Annotated in this window: 21 protein-coding genes; 6 read left to right on the forward strand and 15 right to left on the reverse strand. The window is 70.0% G+C overall.

The genetic code is table 11. From position 1 onward, the window contains the following. The first annotated feature begins 22 nt into the window (after positions 1 to 22). A complete protein-coding gene (locus J7357_RS15150) occupies positions 23 to 766 on the forward strand; it encodes a hypothetical protein (RefSeq protein WP_209247690.1) in 744 nt (247 codons plus the stop codon). A 96-nt stretch (positions 767 to 862) separates the two neighbouring features. On the opposite strand, the gene J7357_RS15155 is transcribed toward J7357_RS15150, so the two are convergent. After that, positions 863 to 1,402, reverse strand: coding sequence for a DNA-deoxyinosine glycosylase (locus J7357_RS15155; RefSeq protein WP_209247692.1), 540 nt, complete (start codon positions 1,400 to 1,402; stop codon positions 863 to 865). Positions 1,403 to 1,584: 182 nt separating this feature from the next. On the opposite strand from J7357_RS15155, the gene J7357_RS15160 reads away from it, so the two are divergent. After that, on the forward strand, positions 1,585 to 2,214 hold the full coding sequence (locus J7357_RS15160) for an OmpW family outer membrane protein (RefSeq protein WP_010343282.1): 630 nt from the start codon (positions 1,585 to 1,587) through the stop codon (positions 2,212 to 2,214). A gap of 123 nt (positions 2,215 to 2,337) precedes the next feature. On the opposite strand, the gene J7357_RS15165 is transcribed toward J7357_RS15160, so the two are convergent. The 5 genes from J7357_RS15165 to J7357_RS15185 all read right to left on the reverse strand — a co-directional run bounded on the left by J7357_RS15165 (position 2,338) and on the right by J7357_RS15185 (position 6,589). Next, positions 2,338 to 2,901 (reverse strand): DUF1453 domain-containing protein, encoded by a 564-nt coding sequence (locus J7357_RS15165; protein WP_209247694.1) that lies wholly within the window; start codon positions 2,899 to 2,901, stop codon positions 2,338 to 2,340. A 13-nt stretch (positions 2,902 to 2,914) separates the two neighbouring features. Beyond that, positions 2,915 to 3,718: a MetQ/NlpA family ABC transporter substrate-binding protein gene (locus tag J7357_RS15170; protein WP_209247696.1), complete on the reverse strand. Its 804-nt coding sequence runs from the start codon at positions 3,716 to 3,718 to the stop codon at positions 2,915 to 2,917. A gap of 177 nt (positions 3,719 to 3,895) precedes the next feature. Then, positions 3,896 to 4,591 (reverse strand): methionine ABC transporter permease, encoded by a 696-nt coding sequence (locus J7357_RS15175; RefSeq protein WP_209247698.1) that lies wholly within the window; start codon positions 4,589 to 4,591, stop codon positions 3,896 to 3,898. Continuing rightward, positions 4,588 to 5,595 (reverse strand): methionine ABC transporter ATP-binding protein, encoded by a 1,008-nt coding sequence (locus tag J7357_RS15180; protein ID WP_209247700.1) that lies wholly within the window; start codon positions 5,593 to 5,595, stop codon positions 4,588 to 4,590. Before J7357_RS15180 ends, J7357_RS15175 begins: the two co-directional genes overlap by 4 nt. A 97-nt stretch (positions 5,596 to 5,692) precedes the next feature. Then, on the reverse strand, positions 5,693 to 6,589 hold the full coding sequence (locus tag J7357_RS15185; RefSeq protein ID WP_152238516.1) for a DMT family transporter: 897 nt from the start codon (positions 6,587 to 6,589) through the stop codon (positions 5,693 to 5,695). 359 nt (positions 6,590 to 6,948) lie between these two features. Here J7357_RS15185 and J7357_RS15190 point away from each other — a divergent pair, with 359 nt between their 5' ends. Then, positions 6,949 to 7,431, forward strand: coding sequence for a YajQ family cyclic di-GMP-binding protein (locus J7357_RS15190; protein ID WP_010343276.1), 483 nt, complete (start codon positions 6,949 to 6,951; stop codon positions 7,429 to 7,431). A gap of 160 nt (positions 7,432 to 7,591) precedes the next feature. Here J7357_RS15190 and salA read toward each other — a convergent pair whose 3' ends face one another. From salA to J7357_RS15220, 6 genes are all read right to left on the reverse strand, one after another. Next, positions 7,592 to 8,878: a salicylate 1-monooxygenase gene (gene salA, locus J7357_RS15195; RefSeq protein ID WP_209247702.1), complete on the reverse strand. Its 1,287-nt coding sequence runs from the start codon at positions 8,876 to 8,878 to the stop codon at positions 7,592 to 7,594. 22 nt (positions 8,879 to 8,900) lie between these two features. After that, on the reverse strand, positions 8,901 to 9,620 hold the full coding sequence (locus J7357_RS15200) for an alpha/beta hydrolase (protein WP_209247704.1): 720 nt from the start codon (positions 9,618 to 9,620) through the stop codon (positions 8,901 to 8,903). Between the two features lie 19 nt (positions 9,621 to 9,639). Further along, positions 9,640 to 10,833, reverse strand: a complete 1,194-nt coding sequence (locus J7357_RS15205; RefSeq protein WP_209247706.1) for an outer membrane protein transport protein — start codon at positions 10,831 to 10,833, stop codon at positions 9,640 to 9,642. 163 nt (positions 10,834 to 10,996) lie between these two features. After that, positions 10,997 to 11,935, reverse strand: a complete 939-nt coding sequence (catA, locus tag J7357_RS15210; protein WP_209247707.1) for a catechol 1,2-dioxygenase — start codon at positions 11,933 to 11,935, stop codon at positions 10,997 to 10,999. Between the two features lie 76 nt (positions 11,936 to 12,011). Next, on the reverse strand, positions 12,012 to 12,302 hold the full coding sequence (gene catC / locus J7357_RS15215; RefSeq protein ID WP_209247709.1) for a muconolactone Delta-isomerase: 291 nt from the start codon (positions 12,300 to 12,302) through the stop codon (positions 12,012 to 12,014). Positions 12,303 to 12,304: 2 nt separating this feature from the next. Then, positions 12,305 to 13,489: a muconate/chloromuconate family cycloisomerase gene (locus tag J7357_RS15220; protein ID WP_209247711.1), complete on the reverse strand. Its 1,185-nt coding sequence runs from the start codon at positions 13,487 to 13,489 to the stop codon at positions 12,305 to 12,307. Between the two features lie 143 nt (positions 13,490 to 13,632). On the opposite strand from J7357_RS15220, the gene J7357_RS15225 reads away from it, so the two are divergent. Next, a complete protein-coding gene (locus tag J7357_RS15225) occupies positions 13,633 to 14,562 on the forward strand; it encodes a LysR family transcriptional regulator (protein WP_209247713.1) in 930 nt (309 codons plus the stop codon). A gap of 16 nt (positions 14,563 to 14,578) precedes the next feature. Then, positions 14,579 to 15,166, forward strand: a complete 588-nt coding sequence (locus J7357_RS15230; RefSeq protein WP_209247715.1) for a DUF1415 domain-containing protein — start codon at positions 14,579 to 14,581, stop codon at positions 15,164 to 15,166. Between the two features lie 61 nt (positions 15,167 to 15,227). Here J7357_RS15230 and J7357_RS15235 read toward each other — a convergent pair whose 3' ends face one another. Further along, entirely contained in the window at positions 15,228 to 15,935 is a 708-nt protein-coding gene (locus J7357_RS15235; protein ID WP_209247717.1) for a pseudouridine synthase, read from the reverse strand. Continuing rightward, positions 15,932 to 17,002 carry a methyltransferase gene (locus J7357_RS15240; protein ID WP_209247719.1) on the reverse strand — a complete coding sequence of 357 codons (1,071 nt, stop codon included), beginning with the start codon at positions 17,000 to 17,002 and terminating at the stop codon, positions 15,932 to 15,934. The genes J7357_RS15235 and J7357_RS15240 overlap by 4 nt, the downstream gene beginning before the upstream one ends. Positions 17,003 to 17,145: 143 nt before the next feature. On the opposite strand from J7357_RS15240, the gene J7357_RS15245 reads away from it, so the two are divergent. Next, positions 17,146 to 17,409: a hypothetical protein gene (locus J7357_RS15245; RefSeq protein ID WP_209031578.1), complete on the forward strand. Its 264-nt coding sequence runs from the start codon at positions 17,146 to 17,148 to the stop codon at positions 17,407 to 17,409. A 283-nt stretch (positions 17,410 to 17,692) separates the two neighbouring features. Here the strand turns inward: J7357_RS15245 and J7357_RS15250 are convergent, their stop codons facing one another. Continuing rightward, positions 17,693 to 19,027 (reverse strand): sorbosone dehydrogenase family protein, encoded by a 1,335-nt coding sequence (locus J7357_RS15250; RefSeq protein WP_209247721.1) that lies wholly within the window; start codon positions 19,025 to 19,027, stop codon positions 17,693 to 17,695. Positions 19,028 to 19,038 lie beyond the last annotated feature (11 nt).

The raw sequence follows: 19,038 nt of genomic DNA on the forward strand, positions 1-19,038 counted from the left end.
CGCAGATTTCCGGAGGGCGGGCATGCGGATCCTGGTGCTGTTGATGGCGTTGGCGATGCCGCTGGTCGCCTGGTTCGGGCAACGTGGCGCGTTCGGTCCCACCAATGGCGCCATTTCCGACCGCTACCCGACCCTGGTCGTCGCCGCCGGCTATGCCTTCGCGATCTGGGGCGTGATCTTCCTGCTCGACCTGGCCTTCGGCCTGTGGCAATGCAGCGCGCGGCGCCGCCGCGGCAGCGCGCTGGCGCAGGTGCGGGCACCGGCGGCGCTGGGCTTCGCGCTGACCGCGGCGTGGATGCCGGTGTTCTCCCAACAGCACTTCCTGCTCGCGCTGGCGGTGATCTGGACTGCGCTGGCGGCGACGCTGCTGGCCGCGCTGCGGCTGTCGCGCGATCCGGCGGCCGAACCCGGCCAAACCTTGTGGGCGTGGCTGCCACTGTCGCTGCACGCCGGCTGGCTGTCGCTGGCGGCGTTCCTGAACACCGCGCAGGTGATCGTGGCCTATCGCTGGCTCTCGACCGAGCGGATGCTGCCGTGGAGCCTGGTGCTGTTCGCGCTGGCGGCGGCGCTGCTGCTGGGCATGAACCGGGCGATGCGCGGCAATTTCGCCTATGCGGCGGCGGCGCTGTGGGCGCTGGCCGCGGTCTACGTCAAACAGGCCGGGAGCACGCTGGCCGGTGCGCAGACTGCGGCATGGGTAGCGCTGTCGCTGGCCGTCGTGCTGGCGCTGCAGACCCTGTGGCTGCGCACGCGCGCGCGGCGCTGATCGATCGTCGCGACGCCAGAGCACCGCCAATCACCTGTTCTTCCCGCACAGCGCGCCGTCTCTCGTAGGAGCGGCTCGTGGGATTTGCGGCGTCATTCAATCGCCGGCCGCCGGCGCACGCAGCCACTGCTGCAACGGCGACCACGCCTGCAGCAGACGTGGCCAGGCGAAGGCAGCATTGGCCGGACTGCTGGACGGCAACGACAACAACACCAGCGGCGGATCGCGCGGCGGCAACCGCGGCTGCACGAAGCGCGCGAACGCCTGCGCCGCTGCCGCGCCATTGCAGGCGACGACGCGCAATTGCGGCAACTGCGCAATGCGCTCGGGCAAGGCATTGGGCACTTCGCTGCCGCGCACGATCGCCGCATCCAGGCTGCCGCGGCGCCGGCACTGGCCGATGACATCCCACAGGCCGACGCCGGCTGCGTGCAATGCCTGCATGCGCGCTTCTGTGTCGAGTGCCGGATCGAAACCGCACAACGCCGCCATCAACGGCCAGAACCGGTTGCGCGGATGCGCGTAATAGCGCGCCTGCTGCAACGATGCCGCACCGGGCATGGAGCCGAGCAGCAGCACCCGGCAATCGTCGCGTATCCGCGCGGGCAGACCCTGCAGCAGCGGCTGCGTCGTCACGTCGCGCGCATCTGGATGAACAGCCAAAAGTCTTAAAACCTCGTTATTTCAAGCGCAGAGCGCATGTGGCTGAACGTCGTCTGCATTGGTCCGGCGAGGGTCGGCAACGATTCATCTTCTCATCGATACGGTGTGCGCGCCCACTCCCGTGGCCCCACAAGAAAAAGATGAGGAGATATCCCATGCGGTCCATTCAGATCCTGAGCCTGGCTGTCGTGTCCGCCCTTGCGTTTGCGCCCGCCGCATTCGCACAGGATGCCGATACCGCGTCCGGCAAGCACTTCTCCGTCGTCGGCAGCGCGACCCTGCTCGACCCGCACTCCAAGCCGGCGGCCGGCCTCGACGTCGATGGCGGCCCGGCGCCGACCATCAGCGCCAGCTGGCTGATCGACGACAACTGGGCGGTCGAACTGTGGGGCGCTGCCGACAAGTTCAACCACCGCGTCAAGGCCGACGGCATCGGCAAGGTCGGCACCGTCGAGCAGCAGCCGATCGCGCTGAGCGGCCAGTACCACTTCGGCCAGGCGGACAACGTGTTCCGTCCGTTCGTCGGCGTCGGTTACTACGAGTCCAACTTCAGCAACGAGAAGCTCGCCGGCCTCAACGCCGACCAGCACGTGAGCCTGGACACCGCCAAGGGCGCCATCGGCACCGTCGGCGTGGACATGAACATCAACTCCACCTGGTTCGCCCGTGCCGATGCGCGCTACATGCGCTCGCGTCCGGAGCTGAAGGTGGCCGGCGAAGGCACCGGCGAAGACCTGAAGCTGGATCCGTGGCTGTTCAGCTTCGGCGTCGGCGCGCGCTTCTAAGCGTTCCGTCTCCAGTGGTGATGCAAACGGGCCCGCAAGGGCCCGTTTGTTTTTGCGCGTGCGCTGGACTGGGAGCGCGACCAGCGGAAACGGCATCGCGCGAGCCCGCACGCGCGCTCGCCTTCAGCGCGGCGAGCGGTCGAAACCGCGGTAGCGGTCGAAACGACGCAGGCGCCGCCGCAACAACCACGAATAGGCGCAGGCGTAACCGAGCAGCAATGCGGCGGCGGCCAGCAGGCTGGCGTGGCTCATCCAGCCCTGGGTCGGCCACGCCGCGCCATCGACCAGGCTGCGCCAGCCCTGCCACAGCCCGGCGCCGATGCGCACCGCCACCAGCGCGGTCAGGCCCAGCACCAACCACAGGTTCGGCGTGTAGTGCAGGCCATGCGGCAGCGGTTCGAAGCGGGTGACGCCGATGCCGAGCGCACCCAACAGCACACCGCAGCCCCAGCCCGCCAGTGCGTACATGGCGGCGTCCGGCCACCAGTGCCCGGCGATCACGGCAAAGACCAGCAGCACGCCGCTGGACAGCAGCGCCGACCACAGCTGCACCGCGACCAGCCAGCCACGCGCCTGACGCCGCGCGGTACCGACGCGAAAGCGCTGCAGCAGCGACAGCGGCAACAGCACCGCGGTCACCGCCAGCGCGATCACGATCGCCAGCGGAATGGCCAGCAGCAGCGGCATGCGCGCAGGCCGATCAGAACGCCGGCAGTACGGCGCCCTGGTACTTGCGCTGGATGAAGGCCTTCACTTCCGGGCTGGTCAGCGCCTTGGCCAGCTTCTGCACGCGCGGATCGTCCTTGTTGTCGGGACGTGCGACCAGGAAGTTCACGTACGGCGAATCCTTGCTTTCGATCGCCAGCGCGTCGCGGGTCGGGTTGAGGCCGGCGTCGAGCGCGTAGTTGGTGTTGATCAGCGCCAGGTCGACCTGGTCCAGCACCCGCGGCAGCATCGCCGAATCCAGCTCGCGGAACTTCAGTTGCTTGGGATTGGCGACGATGTCGCGCTGGGTGGACAGCGCATTGCTCGGATCCTTGAGCTTGATGACCCCGGCCTTGTCCAGCAGGATCAGCGCGCGGCTGTTGTTGCTGGGATCGTTGGGGATCACCACGTCGGCGCCCTGCGGCAGCGCATCCAGCGACTTGTAGCGGCGCGAATAGGCGCCGAACGGCTCGATGTGCACGCCGACCACGGTGACCAGGTTGCTCTTGCGGTCGCGGTTGTAGGCCTGCAGGTAGGGCTCGGTCTGGAAGTAGTTCACGTCGATCTGCTTCTGTACCACCTGGTCGTTGGGCTGCACGTAGTCGTTGAACACGCGCACGTCCAGGGTCAGCCCCTGCTGCTCCAGCATCGGCTTGACCACCTCCAGGATCTCGGCGTGCGGCACGGCGGTGGCGGCGACGCTGAGGTGGTCGCCGGCGGCGCCGGCATCGGGCTTGCCGCAGCCGCCGAGGGCGAGCACGGCGCTGGCGAGCAGGAGGCGGAACGGGAATCGGGTCATGGCAGGTATCCGGGGAAACGGGGGGAATGGAGGAGCGCGACCCGCGGCCGCGATGCGTGCACGCTAGCAGACGGCCGTGCAGGCGGGGCGATCCATGCGCGCAGAAGTGGGTTCAGCCGCGACCGCTCGCCGGCAGGGATCGCGGCTGAAGCCGCTCCTGCCGCGGCACGCAGGACATCAGCGCCGGCTGTAGTGCGCGACCAGGCGGTCGCCGAGCATCTGCAACGCCTGCACCAGCAGCAACAGGATCACCACCGTCACCAGGGCCACGTCGGCGTGCGAGCGCTGGTAGCCGTCGCGGTAGGCCAGGTCGCCGAGGCCGCCGGAGCCGATCGCGCCGCCCATCGCGGTGAAGCCGATCAGGGCGATGGTGGTCACCGTGGCGCCGGCGATCAGGCCCGGCCGCGCTTCCGGCAGCAGCACCCGCATCACCAGTTGCCAGGTGGTCGCGCCCATCGCCAGGCTGGCCTCGACCACGCCGCGGTCCACTTCGCGCAGCGCGGTCTCCACCAGCCGCGCGTAGAACGGCGCCGCGCCCACCACCAGCGGCAGGATCGCGCCGCGCACGCCCAGCGAGGTGCCCATCGTCCACAGCGTCAGCGGGATCATCGCGATCATCAGGATGATGAAGGGCACCGAGCGCAGCACATTGATGACCAGCGCCAGGCCGCCGTACAGCAGCGGCTTCTGGTGGGTCTGGCGCGGGCCGGTGAGGAACAGCAGCACGCCCAGCGGCAGGCCGATCAGCAGGGTCAGCGGCAGCGAGCCGCCGAGCATCAGCAGCGTATCGACGGTGGCGCGGCCGATCTCGCTCCACTTGCCGGCATCGAGATTGCGGAAGAAGCCGGTGGCGGCGGTGGCGAACGGACTCATCGGCGCAGCTCCTGCACATGCACGCCGGCCGCGACGAACTCGGCCTGCGCCGCATCCATGTCGCCGCCGACCAGGGCCACGGTCAGCTGGCCATAGGGGGTGTCCTTGATCCGGTCGATGCGCCCGGACAGGATGTTGTAGTCCACCGCGGTGGCGCGGGCGATGCGCCCGAGCAGCGGCGCGTAGGTGTCGGCGCCGAGGAAGGTCAGGCGCAGGATGCGGCCGTCCACCGCGGCGAGATCGCGGTACAGCTCGCCCTCGTCGACGTGTTCGGCTTCGGAGACGAAGCGTCTGGTGGTCGGATGCTGCGGATGCAGGAACACCTCGGTGACCGGCCCGCTCTCGACCAGGTGCCCGGCATCGAGCACCGCCACGCGATCGCAGACCCGGCGGATCACTTCCATTTCGTGGGTGATCAGCACGATGGTCAGGCCCAGCTCGCGGTTGATCTGCGCCAGCAGCGCCAGCACCGAGGCGGTGGTCTGCGGGTCCAGCGCGCTGGTGGCCTCGTCGCACAGCAGGATCCGCGGCCGCGTGGCCAGGGCGCGGGCGATGCCGACGCGCTGCTTCTGCCCACCCGACAGCTGCGCCGGGTACTTGCCGGCATGCGCGGCCAGCCCGACCCGCTCCAGCAACTCGGCCACCCGCGCGTCGATCTCCGCGCGCGGGGTGCCGGCCAGCTCCAGCGGGAAGGCGACGTTGCCGGCGACCGTGCGCGAGGACAGCAGGTTGAAGTGCTGGAAGATCATGCCCACGCGCTGGCGCAGCGTGCGCAGCCCGGCGCGATCCAGCGCGGTGACGTCCTCGCCGTCGATGATCAGGCGGCCGCCGCTGGGTTCCTCGAGCCGGTTGATCAGCCGGATCAGGGTCGACTTGCCGGCGCCGGAATGGCCGATGATGCCGAACACCTCGCCGGCCTCGATGCGCAGGTCGAGCGGATGCAGTGCCGCGACCGGCTGGCCAGCGACGGAATAGGACTTGTGCAGGCGCTCGAACTGGATCAACGCGCGGGACCGGCAGCGACGGGGGGCGCAAAGCCTAGCAGGCCAGGATGGCGTGCGTTATTCCATTCGATTCTAACGTGCGCGCGCATCGCGGGGCCTAGGGCCGCGCCTGTGGCGGCGGGTGCGCCACCGCGCGGACCCGCTCGCGATGCAGCAGGTACAGGCCGCTGGCGACGATGATCGCCCCGCCCACCCAGGTCCAGGCATCGGGCAGCTTGCGCCACAGCAGCCAGTCCCACGGAATCACCCACAACAGGCCGCTGTACTCCAGCGGCGCGACCAGCGAGGCGTCGCCGCGGCGAAACGCCTGGGTCAGCGCCACCTGGCCCAGCGCCCCGGCCAGGCCCATGCCGGCGATCCAGCCGGTGTCGGCCGGCCGCAGCGGGGTCCACTCCGGCAACGCCAGCGCACCGGCGCCCAGCGCCATGATCAGCAGGAACCACACCACCAGCGACTGCGAGGTGTCGGTGCGCGCCAGCAGGCTGACCAGCACCGAGGCCACCGCATACGCGATGGCCGCCAGCAGCACCATCAACCCCGGCAGCGAGACGAACCCGTCCATGCCCGGGCGCAGCACCACCAGCACACCGACCAGGCCGACGCCGATCGCCGCCCAGCGCCGCGGCCCCACGTATTCGCCGAGCAGCGGCACCGACAGGGCGGCCACCAGCAGCGGTGCGACGAAGTAGATGGTGTAAGCGGTGGACAGCGGCAGGCTGCGCAAGGCCCAGGCGAAGCAGCCGATCATGGCGATGCCGAGCACGCCGCGCAGCAGGTGCAAGCCCCAGCGCACCGGCCAGATCGCGCGCGGCCCGGCGCTGGCCAGCACCCACACCAGCACGAACGGCAGCGAGGCGCCGCCGCGCAGCGCCGCGACCTGCAGCGCCGGATAGTGCGTGCTGAGCTGCTTCATCGACGCATCCATCAGCGAAAAGAACGCGACCGCGGCGATCATCCACGCGGCGGCAGCGGCATTGGAACGGGAGTTGGGCATCGGCGCATTATCGCCGCGATCGGTGGCGTGCGTGGTGCCGGGGCCATCGCGTCGGGACTGAAGTCCCTCCCACATGGCTCCAGCCCCGGTTGCATCGGTTGACACAGCCCGCTGTGAGAGCGGCTTCAAGACATCTCCGATCACCTGCTTTTCTCCGCGCATAGCGGTGTCTCGCAGGAGCAGCTTTAGCCGCGACAGGGCCTTCCTGGCACAGCAGTCGCGGCTGAAGCCGCTCCTACGACGGCGCCTGGCGTGTCGGCGCAGGACACTTCTGCGAATCCCCAATCCCCAATCCCCAATCTCCGCCCCAGGCACGACCCGCACGTCTTACGATAGGCATCTTTGCCGAGGACTTGCCCATGCCTTCCTTCGATATCGTGTCCGAAGTCGACAAGCACGAACTGACCAATGCCGTCGACCAGGCCAACCGCGAGTTGTCGACGCGCTTCGACTTCAAGGGCGTGGACGCCAAGTTCGCGCTCGACGACCAGGTCATCACCCAATCGGCGCCCAGCGACTTCCAGGTCAAGCAGATGACCGACATCCTGCGCGCACGCCTGCTGGCGCGCGGCATCGACGTGCGCTGCCTGGAATTCGGCGACCTGGAGACCAACCTGGGCGGCGCGCGGCAGAAGATCACCGTCAAGCAGGGCATCGAGCAGAAGCTGGGCAAGAAGATCGTCGCCACGCTCAAGGAGGCCAAGCTCAAGGTGGAAGCGCAGATCAACGGCGACAAGCTGCGGGTCAGCGGCAAGAAGCGCGACGACCTGCAGGACGCGATCGCGCTGCTGAAGAAGAGCGATTTCGAGCTGCCACTGCAGTTCGACAATTTCCGCGACTGAGGCCGCCGCGCAAACGCCTCGCGCGCCCTCGCCATGCCGGTGCGAGGGTGCAGGACGACCATCGCATGGCGATGGATCGCCTTGCACTCGATCGCACGATGCCGTCGCCGTGGTGCGTGGGTGCACGTGGGCGCTCGAAGCCTAGCACCGCAGTTGCGGGCTAGGCGCCCTCGGTGACGCCCGCGGCCAGCATCCGCCGCCCTTGCGCCACGTCGGCCTCCAGGTCGTGCTCCCAGATCCAGTCGAAGCGCTGCGCCAGCGTCTGCGCCAGCCGCGCATCGTCGGCACCGGCCTGCGGATCGCGCAGCTCGTACAGCTCGCCGGCCTCGCGCGAGGTGCGCTGCACGCGGCAGGCGCGCGGCAGGCGCAAGCGCTCGTAGACCTGCAGCAGAGCCGGCAGATCGCCGCGCGTCAGGCCAGGCGTGGCCAACAACTGCGCCAGCAGATAGGCGTCCTCCAGCCCCTGCCCGGCGCCGGCGCCCTGGTGCGGCAGCATCGCGTGCGCGGCATCGCCGATCAGCGCCAGCCGCCCGTGCACGTAGCCAGGCAGCTCGGCCAGATCGTGCAGCGCCCAGTGCGTGGGCGTGTCGATGCACTCCAGCAGCGTACGCGCGGCCTCGCCCCAGTGCGCGAATGCCTCCAGCATCTCGCGACGGCTGGCTTCGCGCACCCAGGCCTGGCCAGCGCGCCATTGCGGCGCCGGCTCGCTGCGGTCGGAGACGAAGGCGACCACGTTGATCAGCCTTCCCTGCTTCACCGGGAAGGTGAGGATGTGCGCGTCCAGGCCCAGCAACATCTGCGGCACGTCGACCAGGTGCGCGTCCACGCCGCGGGCGGCGAAGGCGGCGCGCAGCCGCGCGGCGTCGATCAGGCCGCGATAGGCGCAGGTGCCGGTGAAACGCGGTTCCGCCGGCGCGTGGCCGAGCGCGCGCAGCACCTCGCCGCGCAAGGCGGACTTGATGCCGTCGGCGGCGATCAGCACATCGCCCTCGTACTGGCTGCCGTCGGCGAAGCGCACGCGCGCCACGTCGGCGTCCTGCTCCACGGCGACCGCGCGTTTGCCGAACCTGGCCAGCCCGAACGGCAGGCGCGTGGCCAACGCATCGAGGAAGTCGGCGCGGTGCACCGAGGACTGGCCGACGCCGGGCGCCAGGGTCTGCCCCAGCAACCGCGCGTCCTCGCCGCGGCGCCATTCGAACCACACGTCCTGCCACGGTGCGGGGGTGCGGTCGGCGAGCTCGGCATAGGACTCGCCCATGCCCAGGCCGGCCAGCGCGCGTACCGCGTTGGGGCCGAACGAGACACCGGCACCGATTTCGCCGAAGGCCGGCGCCGATTCGAACAGTTGCACGTCGAGATGGCGGTGCCGGCACAGGCCCAGGGCCAGACCGACGCCGGCGATGCCGCCGCCGACGATGCCGATGCGCAGGGGGGATGCAGGATTCATCTGGAGTCTCCGGTGGGGAAGGTCAGTCGCGGCCGGCCAGCAGGATTTTCTCGGCCAGCAGCGCAGGCGCGCTGAAGCACACTTCGTGGCTGCCCGGCAGGCTGACCAGACGGTAGGCGCCCAGGCGCGCGCTCAGCCGCGGATGCCAGCCGTACTCGCCCGGCGGCAGTGCCACATCGTCGGTGGCATAGAGCCAGCTGCGCGGGATGTGCAGCTCGTGGAAGCGCTTGAGCGGTACCGCGTCGAAATGGCTGCGCGCCGGGGTCGGGCTCAACTGCGCGTACGCCTGCTGCGCCTGCGCCAGGTCGGCGTCGCCGATGAAGCCGTCGCGCCAGATCGGAAACGGCAGCATGATGCCGCCGTCGGCATCGACCGCGTTCTTCCACAGCGCCTGGTAGTGCGGCGGCAACAGGTCGAACAGCGCCTCGCCGTCGCGCAGCACGAAGGCGTTGTGGAAGATCAGCCGCTTGCAGCGCTCCGGCTCCTCCTCGGCCAGGCGTTGCACGATGCTGCCGCCCCAGCTGTGGCCGAGCACGACCAGGTCGCGCAGGTCGTGGCGGCGCACGTAGTCCAGCACCGAGGCCACGCAATCGGCGTGCGAGACGCGCTTGTCGGCGCCCACGCCATGCCCGGCGATGGTCGGAGCGTGCACCTGCACGCCGTGCGCGCGCAGATGGGCGGCGACGCCGTCCCAGGCGTGGCCGTCGTGCCAGGAACCGTGCAGCAACAGATAGGTTTGCATGGGGTCGTCTCCGTGTGGCTCAGCGGAAGGTCCAGCCGAAGCCGAGATTGAAATACGTGAGATCGCGGGTGCCGGCCTGCACGCCGCCGCTGGCGACCGCGCCGCCCGGGGCGTGGGTGACGCTGCCGGTCAGCGACAGCTGCGGCGACAGCCGCCAGGTCGCGCCAAGCGCGTAGTGGCGGTACTGCGCCAGCGGCGCCAGCACCGCGAGTTGCGCCTGGCTGTCGGGGATCAGCTGGCTGGCGCGCGAGTAACCAAGCCGCAGCGACCAGGCATCGTTGAGGCGGTAATCGGCGCCGAGCCGGAACACGCGCTGGCTGTGCCAGCCGAAGCCAGGGCCGTCCGCGTCGCCGAGTGCGCCGCCCTGGTCGATGCGGTTGCCGTAGGCACGCTCGCCGGACCAGTCGATCCATAGCCAGTCGGCGGCCAGGGTCAGCCCCGCCTTGGGCTGCCAGGCCAGGCCGGCACCGGCCTGCTGCGGCAGATCCAGGCGGCCTTCCGGCAACAACCCGCGGTAGCGCTGCAGGCGGCCGAAGCGGATGCGGCTGGACCAGGTAATGCCGGCGTTCAAACCCGGCGCCAACTGGCCGTACCAGCCCAGCGCCACGCCATAGCCGTACGCGGCGTCGGCCCCGGCCGACTGGAAGCCGATGCCCTCCAGCCCGGCGATGTGCAGGCGCTGATAGGCCAGCCGTGGAGAGACGCCCAGGTACTGGTGCTCGCCCACGCGCCACGCCAGGGTCGGCGCCAGCACCACCTGCTGCAGCTTGGACAGCGTGTCGTGGCTGCCGTACACCGGTGCACCGTAGTCGAGCGCCACGCCATGGCCGAACACCGACACGCCCAGGCTCAGGTCGTCGCCAAGTTGGCGGTTGTAGCCGGCGGTCGGCACCGGGATCAGCGCATCGTCCTTGTAGCGCGCCGTGCCGACCTGGCTGCGCACCGGCGCCGAGATCAGGGTCAGGTCGGCATCGACGCGGTCGCCGACCGCGCCCATGCCGGCCGGGTTGTTGGCCGACGCCGCCGCGTCGAGCGGCAGGGCGATCGACGTGCCGGCCAGCCCCTGGGTCTGCGCGCCGTAGCCGGGCAAGGCGACGCCATTGTTGGCGGCGGCACCGCCAGAAACCGCCGCCACGGTCCACAGCAGCGTGGTCCAGCGTGGCGTGCCCTGTCGTTGCGCCTTGCGGCGCGTTGGATGTGCGAACTGCTGCATGATCGGGCCCTCCCTCCGAGCCGATGCGTGGATGCGGCCGCCGGCCGGCGGCGCGCAGGGATCCGTACCGCCACCGGAAGCGGCGGCGGCAGCGGGATGCCAGGAACTGAAGACGGCGTTGTCGCTGCGCCGCGGCCGCAACGTGGCCGTGGCGCGAACTCGGCTAGGCGGCGGCGCGGCGCCGCGCCGGATTGGCCTGGTTGTCGACGCCGTCGACCAGCGGGGTCAGGTGGAAATCGAAGGCGATCTCGGCGAACGGGCCGTCCACGCCGTTGGCAGCGATGCTGGCCGGGTCGCTGTGCTCGACGATCGCCGGCACCAGGCCATCACGGGTGGCGTAGGCGAAGTCGTCGTCGACCAACGGGTCGCCGGCGATGTTGATCTGCGTGGTCAGCTTGCGGTGGCCGTCGGCACCGATGAAGAAGTGGATGTGCGCCGGGCGCTGGCCATGCCGGCCGAGCGCGAACAGCAGGCGTTCGGTCGGGCTGCCTGGCGGCACACCGTAGCCCTTGGGCACGATGCTCTGGAAGCGATAGCGGCCCTGGGCATCGGCGATGATGGTGCGGCGCATGTTGAACGGCGCCTGCTTGCCGGTCGGATCGAAGTGCGAATAGAAGCCACGCGTGTCGCAGTGCCAGACCTCGACGCTGGCGCCGGGCAGCGGGCGGCCGTCGGCGCCGTACACGGTGCCGTGCATGACCAGGGTGTGGCCATTTTCGTCGCTGCCATCGTCGAGCCGGGCGACGCCGTGCGCCACCGGCGCGCCGGCCACGTACAGCGGTCCTTCGATGGTCCGCGGGGTCGGATTGTCGATGCCCAGCTGCGCGTCGATGGCATCCAGGCGCAGGTCCAGAAAGTGGTCCAGGCCCAGCCCCGGCGAGATCAGCCCGGCCTGCCCGGCCGCGCCGAGGTCGTTGAGCCAGGCGATCGCCGCCCAGTATTCGTCCGGCGTGATCTCCAACTCGTCGATGCTGCGGAACAGATCCGAGAGCACGCGGTGCACGATCTGCTTCACCCGCGGCGCGCCGCCCGGCATGTCCAGCCCGCTGACCTGGCGCAGGAACGCCTGCACATCGGGGGTGGCGAAGATCTTGACGCTCATGGTGATGCCCTTCCTTTCTCGTGGTGGCGATGGCGGCCGAGACACGTCCCCTCCCGAGGGAGCGTCCGCAGCGGAACTAGCGATCGTCCTCGTGCAGCGACGAGGGGTGGCGGCACAGCGGGGTGACCGCGATGCGCATGTAGGGGAACAGCGGCAGCGACAGCAGCAGCGCGTGCAGTTCGGCGTTGTCGGCCACGTCGAAGATGCTGACGTTGGCGTACTGCCCGACCACCCGCCAGATGTGCCGCCAACGGCCATCGCGTTGCAGCGCCTGGAAACGCGCCTTTTCGTCGCGCTTGAGCTGCTCGGCGCGCTCGGGCGGCATGTCGGCGGGCAGGTTCACCTCCATGGTCACGTGAAACAGCATGGTCAGCCCTCCGCGGTGGCGCTGACCGCCACCACGCTGCGGCCGCGATCGCGGCGGAAGGCCTGCACCTGCGCCTCGTCCAGCGCGATGCCTAGGCCGGGGCCCGTGGGCAGCTGCAGATGGAAATCGGCGTAGCGCAGCGGCTCGGTCAGCAGGTGCTCGGTGAGCAGCAGCGGCCCGAACAGTTCGGTGCCCCACTGCAGTTGCGGGAAGGTGGCGAACACCTGTGCCGAGGCGATGGTGCCGATCGGCCCTTCCAGCATGGTGCCGCCGTACAGGCCGATCCCGGCCGCCTCGGCGATGGCAGCGACCTTCTGCGCGGCGATCGGCCCGCCGGACGGCTCGATCTTCACTGCGAACACGTCGGCCGCCGGCGCCCGCGCGGCCAGGAACGCGCTCTCCGGCCCGGCCAGGATCTCGTCGGCCATCAACGCCAGCGGGAAGCGCTGCATCAGCCGCTGCATCGCCTCGCGCGAGGCCACGGGCTGCTCGACCAGCTCGCAGCCGGCATCGGCCAGTGCCGGCAGCGCGCGCACCGCCTCGGCCTCGGTCCAGGCCATGTTGACGTCGACCCGCACCGCGGCGCGCGCACCCAGCGCACGCTTGATCGCGGCCACGTGGGCGATGTCCTCGGCCGGCGGCCGCGCGCCGATCTTCAGTTTGAACACCTGGTGCCGGCGCAGGTCCAGCAGTTGCTCGGCCTCGGCGATGTCGCGCGCGGTGTCGCCGGAGGCCAGGGTCCAGGCCACCGGCAGGCGCTCGCGCAGGCGCCCGCCCAGCAACTCGGACAGCGGCAGCCCGACGCGCTTGCCCTGCGCGTCCAGCAGCGCGGTCTCCACGGCGCACTTGGCGAAGTGATTGCCCTTGACCTGCTTGCCGATGCGCTGCATCAGCGCCTGCACGCCGGTGGCGTCGGCGCCGGCCAGCAGCGGCGCCAGGTAGCGGTCGATCGCCAGCTTCATGCCTTCCGGACTTTCCGCGCCGTAGGCCAGGCCGCCGATGGTGGTGCCTTCGCCCAGGCCGACCACGCCATCGGAGCAGTGCAGGCGCACCAGCATCAGGGTCTGCCCCTGCATGGTCGCCACCGACAGGCGGTGCGGGCGGATGGTCGGCAGGTCGAGCAGCAGGGTCTCGACGCGTTCGACGGTGGGGGCGGTACGGCGGGTGGGAGTCGGCAACGGGTCCATGCGGTCCACACTGCGCCGGCCGCGTGGCCACGTCCAAGACTCTCTCAGTCTCGCTCCATACCTTTTTGGTATGTTCTTGGCGCAATCCGCATGGTTGCTGGCATTATTGCAGCGCAGCATACCGCCAACGAATACGAATTCCGATGGACCTGCGCCAACTCCGCTACTTCGTCGCCGTCGCCCGCGAGCGCAACTTCACCCGCGCCGCCGAGCTGCTGCACATCGCGCAGCCGCCATTGAGCCGACAGATCCAGCAGTTGGAGGAGCAACTGGGCACACGCCTGATCGTGCGCAGCAGCCGCCCGCTGCGGCTGACCGACGCCGGCAAGCTGTTCTACGAAGAAGCGCTGCAGATACTGGGCCGGGTCGAGCAGATGCAGGATGCCGCGCGCCGGCTCGGCCGCAGCGAGCAGCGCGTGTTCGCCATCGGCTTCGTCGCGTCCGCGCTGTACGGCGGCCTGCCCATGCTGGTGCGGCGGCTGCGCCAGCAGCGACCGGAGTTGGACATCCGACTGCTGGAACTGATGTCCGGCGAGCAGATCGAGGCGTTGAAGACCGGCCGCATCGACCTGGGCATCGGCCGTATCCGCCACGACGACGACACGGTGGAGCGCTTCGTGCTGCGCGAGGAACGCCTGGTGGTCGCGCTGCCAATGGAGCATCCGCTGGCCGCGTCCGACGCGCCGTTGGCGCCGGACGCGCTGAACGCGCAGCGCCTGATCGTCTACCCCAGCCAGCCGCGGCCGAGCTTCGCCGACCAGGTGCTGTCGCTGCTGCGCGACCGCGGCATCCGTCCGCTGGCGGTACAGGAAGTACGCGAACTGCAGACCGCGCTGGGCCTGGTCGCTGCCGAGATGGGCCTGTGCGTCATCCCGGCCTCGGTGCGGGTGCTGCGTCGCGACCTGCACTACCGCCTGCTCGACGACGCCCACGCCACCTCGCCGATCATCCTCAGCCACCGCCGCAACGACGGCTCCGATCTGCTGCCGCTGATCAAGCAGCTGATTCGCCAGATGTACGCGGAAACGCCGGCGTGGCTGGACACCGCCTACAATCGCCTGCACCTTCCCTAGGCGATTTCCGCGACCGATGCACGACGAGACTCCCGGCGACGCGCCCGACTACCTGGGCGACACCCGCCGCTGGCTGGAACGCGCCGTGATCGGCCTGAACCTGTGCCCCTTCGCCAAGGCCGTGCACGTCAAGCAGCAGATCCGCTACGTGCTCAGCGACGCCAGTACGCCCGAGACGCTGCTCGAACAGTTGGCCGAGGAACTGGTGCTGCTGCGCGACACCCCGGCCGAGCAGATCGACACCACGCTGATCGTGCATCCGGACGTGCTGCAGGACTTCCTGGACTACAACGACTTCCTCGACAACGCCGACGCCGCGGTCGAGGCGCTGGACCTGCAGGGCATCCTGCAGGTGGCCAGTTTCCATCCGCAGTACCAGTTCGCCGGCACCGCGCCGGACGACATCGGCAACTACACCAACCGCGCGCCCTACCCCACCCTGCACCTGCTGCGCGAGGACAGCGTGGAACGCGCGGTGGCCGCATTCCCGGACGCGGACGTGATCGTCGAGCGCAATCTGCAGACCCTGGAGAAGCTGGGGCTGGAGGGCTGGAAGCGGGCGGTTGAGGGGCGGGATTCGGCATTCGGGATTCGGGATTCGTAAAAGCGGGATTCGCCGCGGTGCGAGGAGCATCGCGCCTTTGCCAATCCCGAATCCCCAATCCCTACTCCCCACCCTCGAACAAGCGCGCCACGTCCGCCGCCTCAAGCACCCGCCACTGTCCTGAAGGCAGATCGCCCAGAGCGAAGCCGCCGATGCGGCTGCGGTGCAGCGCCGCCACGTGATTGCCGACGGCGGCGAACATGCGCCGCACCTGGTGGTAGCGGCCTTCGTGCAGGGCCACGCGCACCTGCCGCGGCCCCAGCGTCTCCATCTCCACCGGCAGCAGCGGCGTGGTCTCGCCGTCGAGCAGCAGCGTGCCGCTGGCGAACTGCGCCGCTTCGTCGCCGCGCAGGTCCTCGGCCAGGGTGGCCTCGTAGACCTTGGCCAGGCGCGCCTTCGGCGAGACGATGCGATGCAGCAGTGCGCCATCGTCGGTCATCAGCAGCAGGCCGCTGGTGTCGCGATCCAGCCGCCCGACCGTGGACAGCAGCGGCGAGCGCAGGCGGAAGCGCGGCGGCAGCAGGTCGTAGACGATGCGCCCCGGGTCCTTGGTCGAGCAGGTGTAGCCGACCGGCTTGTGCAGCGCCAGGATCAGCCCCGGAGGCGGATCCAACGCTTCGCCATCGACCCGGATCGCCGCGTGCGGCACCTGGTCGTCGGCATACAGCACCTCGCCCTCGGCGTCGGTGATGCGGCCTTCGCGGAACATCAGCGCCACCTGCTTGCGGCTGCCGTAGCCCAGGTTGGCCAGGTGCTTGACCAGTTTCATCGGCGCGCTCCGCCGCGGCTGCGCACCGCGTGGATCAGCTTGAAGCCGTCGCGGGTGGCGAGCACCTCGGTCTCCCCGAAACTGGCATCAAGCACCGCTTCGTAGGGCAGATGGCGGTTGGCGACCAGGAACAGCCGCCCGCCGGGCGCCAGCGTCTGCGCCGCCACCGCGATGAAGCGCCGGCCGATGTCCGGCCGTTCCATCCGCCCCGGCGCATGGAACGGGGGGTTGCTGACGATGACGTCGTAGTGTCCGGGCAGGCCGGTGGTCACGTCGTGCCAGTGGAAGCCCAGCGTCACCGCAGCCGGCGCCTGCGCCAGGTTGGCGCGCGCCAGCGCCAGCGCGCGCGCGTCGGCCTCGAACAGGTCCAGTGCGGTGAGCTGCGTGCAGCGCGCCAGCAGCTCGGCCGACAGATAGCCGTAGCCGGCGCCGAGATCGGCGGCGCGGCCGCGCAGGTCGGCGGGCAGGTGCTCGGCCAGCAGCGCCGAGGCCGGATCGATGCGGTCCCAGGCGAACACGCCCGGGCGGCTGCGGAAGCGCCCATCCAGGATCGGCCGCACCGCGTCCAGCTTGGCCCAGCGCTGCTGCAGCGCGGCGTCGTGGCCGCCCTGCAGCGGCGCGGTCCAGTACACCCGGCAGTGGTGCTTGGTCAGCTTGCCGCCGAGGCCGGCCAGCTGCTGCAGATCGTCCTCGCCGGAGCGCGCGCCCTCGTTGTTGGCCTGGCAGGCCACCACCACGCCGCCCGGCGCGGTCAGCGCCACCGCGCGCGCCAGCAACGCCCGCGCTTCCTCGCGCTGGCGCGGCGGCAGCACCAGCACCAGCGCGTAGCCGCCGGCATCGGCATCGCCTTCCTGCTCGGCGCGCACCGTCCAGCCGCCTTGCTGCAGCGCGCTGGCGAAGGGTCGGTAGTCCTGTTCGCAAACCAGGTGCGCCGGCTGCGCGTGCTGGCGCAGCGCCCAGCCGTCGCGGGCGCGCAGGAACAGCACCTTACCGGCAGGCCAGCGCAGCACGCCCTGGGCGAAGGGCAGGAACAGGGTCTCGAGGGGGGCGTCTTGCGCGGCCGGCATCGGGCGTGGTCGTCGGAACAGGGACGCGCATTCTACCGGCAGCCGGCGGCGGGCCCGGTTTTGCGCGAATCCAACGCATCATTGATGTTTCGGCAACATCGCCGCGCCTAGGCTGCAAGGCACCCAACGACTGGAGAGGCAGCATGCGCGCAGTGTTCATCGGCGGCGTCGTCGACAACAGCGAAGTGGATCTGGATGGCAGCCAGCCGCCGTTGCACTACCCGGAGAACACCGGCACCGGGCGCCCGCGCTACCGCCTGCACCAGCGCGGCGCACGCGACGACGGCAGCGTGGTCTACGCCGTCTATGCGGCGCCGGAACTGGGCGACACCGAAGTGCAGCGCGTGTTCGACGAACGCGGCTACGCCCGCCGTTTCGGCGTGGAGCCGGCGCCGGTGGAGCATTGACGCCAGACGGTTGGCGTCGTCCTTCCGAACTTGATATGTAGGAGCGGCTTCCGCCGCGACGGGCGTTCCCGAGAATGCCCGTCGCGGCTGAAGCCGCTCCTACGAGTGCCACGAGTGCATCCGTATCCTCTTCGAAGCACACAGCCGCGCTTGGAGGGATGCGGAATACGTGGATCCTGTGCCGCACCGCGTGACCAGGACTTTCGTAGGAGCGGCTTCAGCCGCGACAGGATTCAAAAAATCCCGCGACTGAAGCCTGTCTTACGACCGACAACGCCTATCGTCACTTGCCCGGCTTCGGCGTCACCCGCCACACCACGTTGCCGACGTCGTCGGCGACCAGCAGCGCGCCCGGCTTGTCCACCGCCACGCCGACCGGGCGGCCTTGCGCGCGGCCTTCGGCGTCGAGGAAGCCGGTCAGCACGTCCAGCGGCTTGACGCTGGGCTTGCCGTTGACGAAGGGCACGTAGATCACCTTGTAGCCGGACGGCGGGTTGCGGTTCCAGGAGCCGTGCTGGCCGATGAAGGCGCCGCCGCGGTAGGTCGGCGGCAGCAGTGCGCCCTCGTAGAAGGCCAGGCCGAGCGAGGCGGTGTGCGGGCCCAGCGCATAGTCGGGCTTGATCGCGCTGGCCACCATCTCCGCGTTCTGCGGCTGCACCCGCTCGTCCACATGCTGCCCGTAGTAGCTGTACGGCCAGCCATAGAAGCCGCCCTCGCGCACCGAGGTCAGGTAATCGGGCACCAGGTCGCTGCCGAGTTCGTCGCGTTCGTTGACCACGGTCCACAGCGTGTCGGTGCCGGGCTGCCAGGCCAGGCCCACCGGATTGCGCAGGCCGCTGGCGAACACGCGGGTGGCACCGCTGGCCGCGTCCACTTCCAGGATCGCGGCACGGTTGAGCTCCTGGTCCATGCCGTTCTCGGCGACATTGCTGTTGGAGCCGACGCCCACGTACAGCTTCTTGCCGTCGCGGCTGGCCAGTAGGCTCTTGGTCCAGTGGTGATTGATACCGCCAGGCAGGTTGGCGACGAAGCTGGGCGCGGCGGTGATCTGCGTATCGCCGTCCTTGTACGGGAAACTGACCAGGGCATCGGCATTGGCCACGTACAGGCGGTCGCCGACCAGGGCCATGCCGAACGGCGAATACAGGCCCTTGAGGAACTGCGTGCGCACCTCGGCGACGCCGTCGCCGTCGGCATCGCGCAGCAGGGTGATGCGGTTGGCGCTGGGCACGCTGGCGCCAGCCTTGGACATCATCGCGCCCTGGATCTTGTCGCGCAGACCGCTGCCCTCCTTTTCCGGGGCAGGCGGCTCGGCGGTTTCGGCGACCAGCACGTCGCCATTGGGCAGCACGTACAGCCAGCGCGGATGGTCGAGATCGCGGGCGAAGGCCTGCACCGCCAGGTCGGCGGCCGGCACCGGCGCGGCGCCATCGGCCCAGCGCTTGACCTCGGCGACCTTGACCGTGGGGATCATGCGCTTGACCGGATCGGGCAATACCGGATCCGGCCCCATGCCGTCCTCGATGGCGTGCTTGGCGGTGTCGCCGCAGGCGGCGAGCAGGGCGGCACTGAGCGCACACAACACCCAACGGGCACGAATCGGCGAAGACATGGCCATGCGTCTTGGAT

Origin of the sequence: Xanthomonas sp. D-109, assembly GCF_017746095.1 — a bacterium.
Lineage (GTDB): Bacteria > Pseudomonadota > Gammaproteobacteria > Xanthomonadales > Xanthomonadaceae > Xanthomonas_A > Xanthomonas_A sacchari.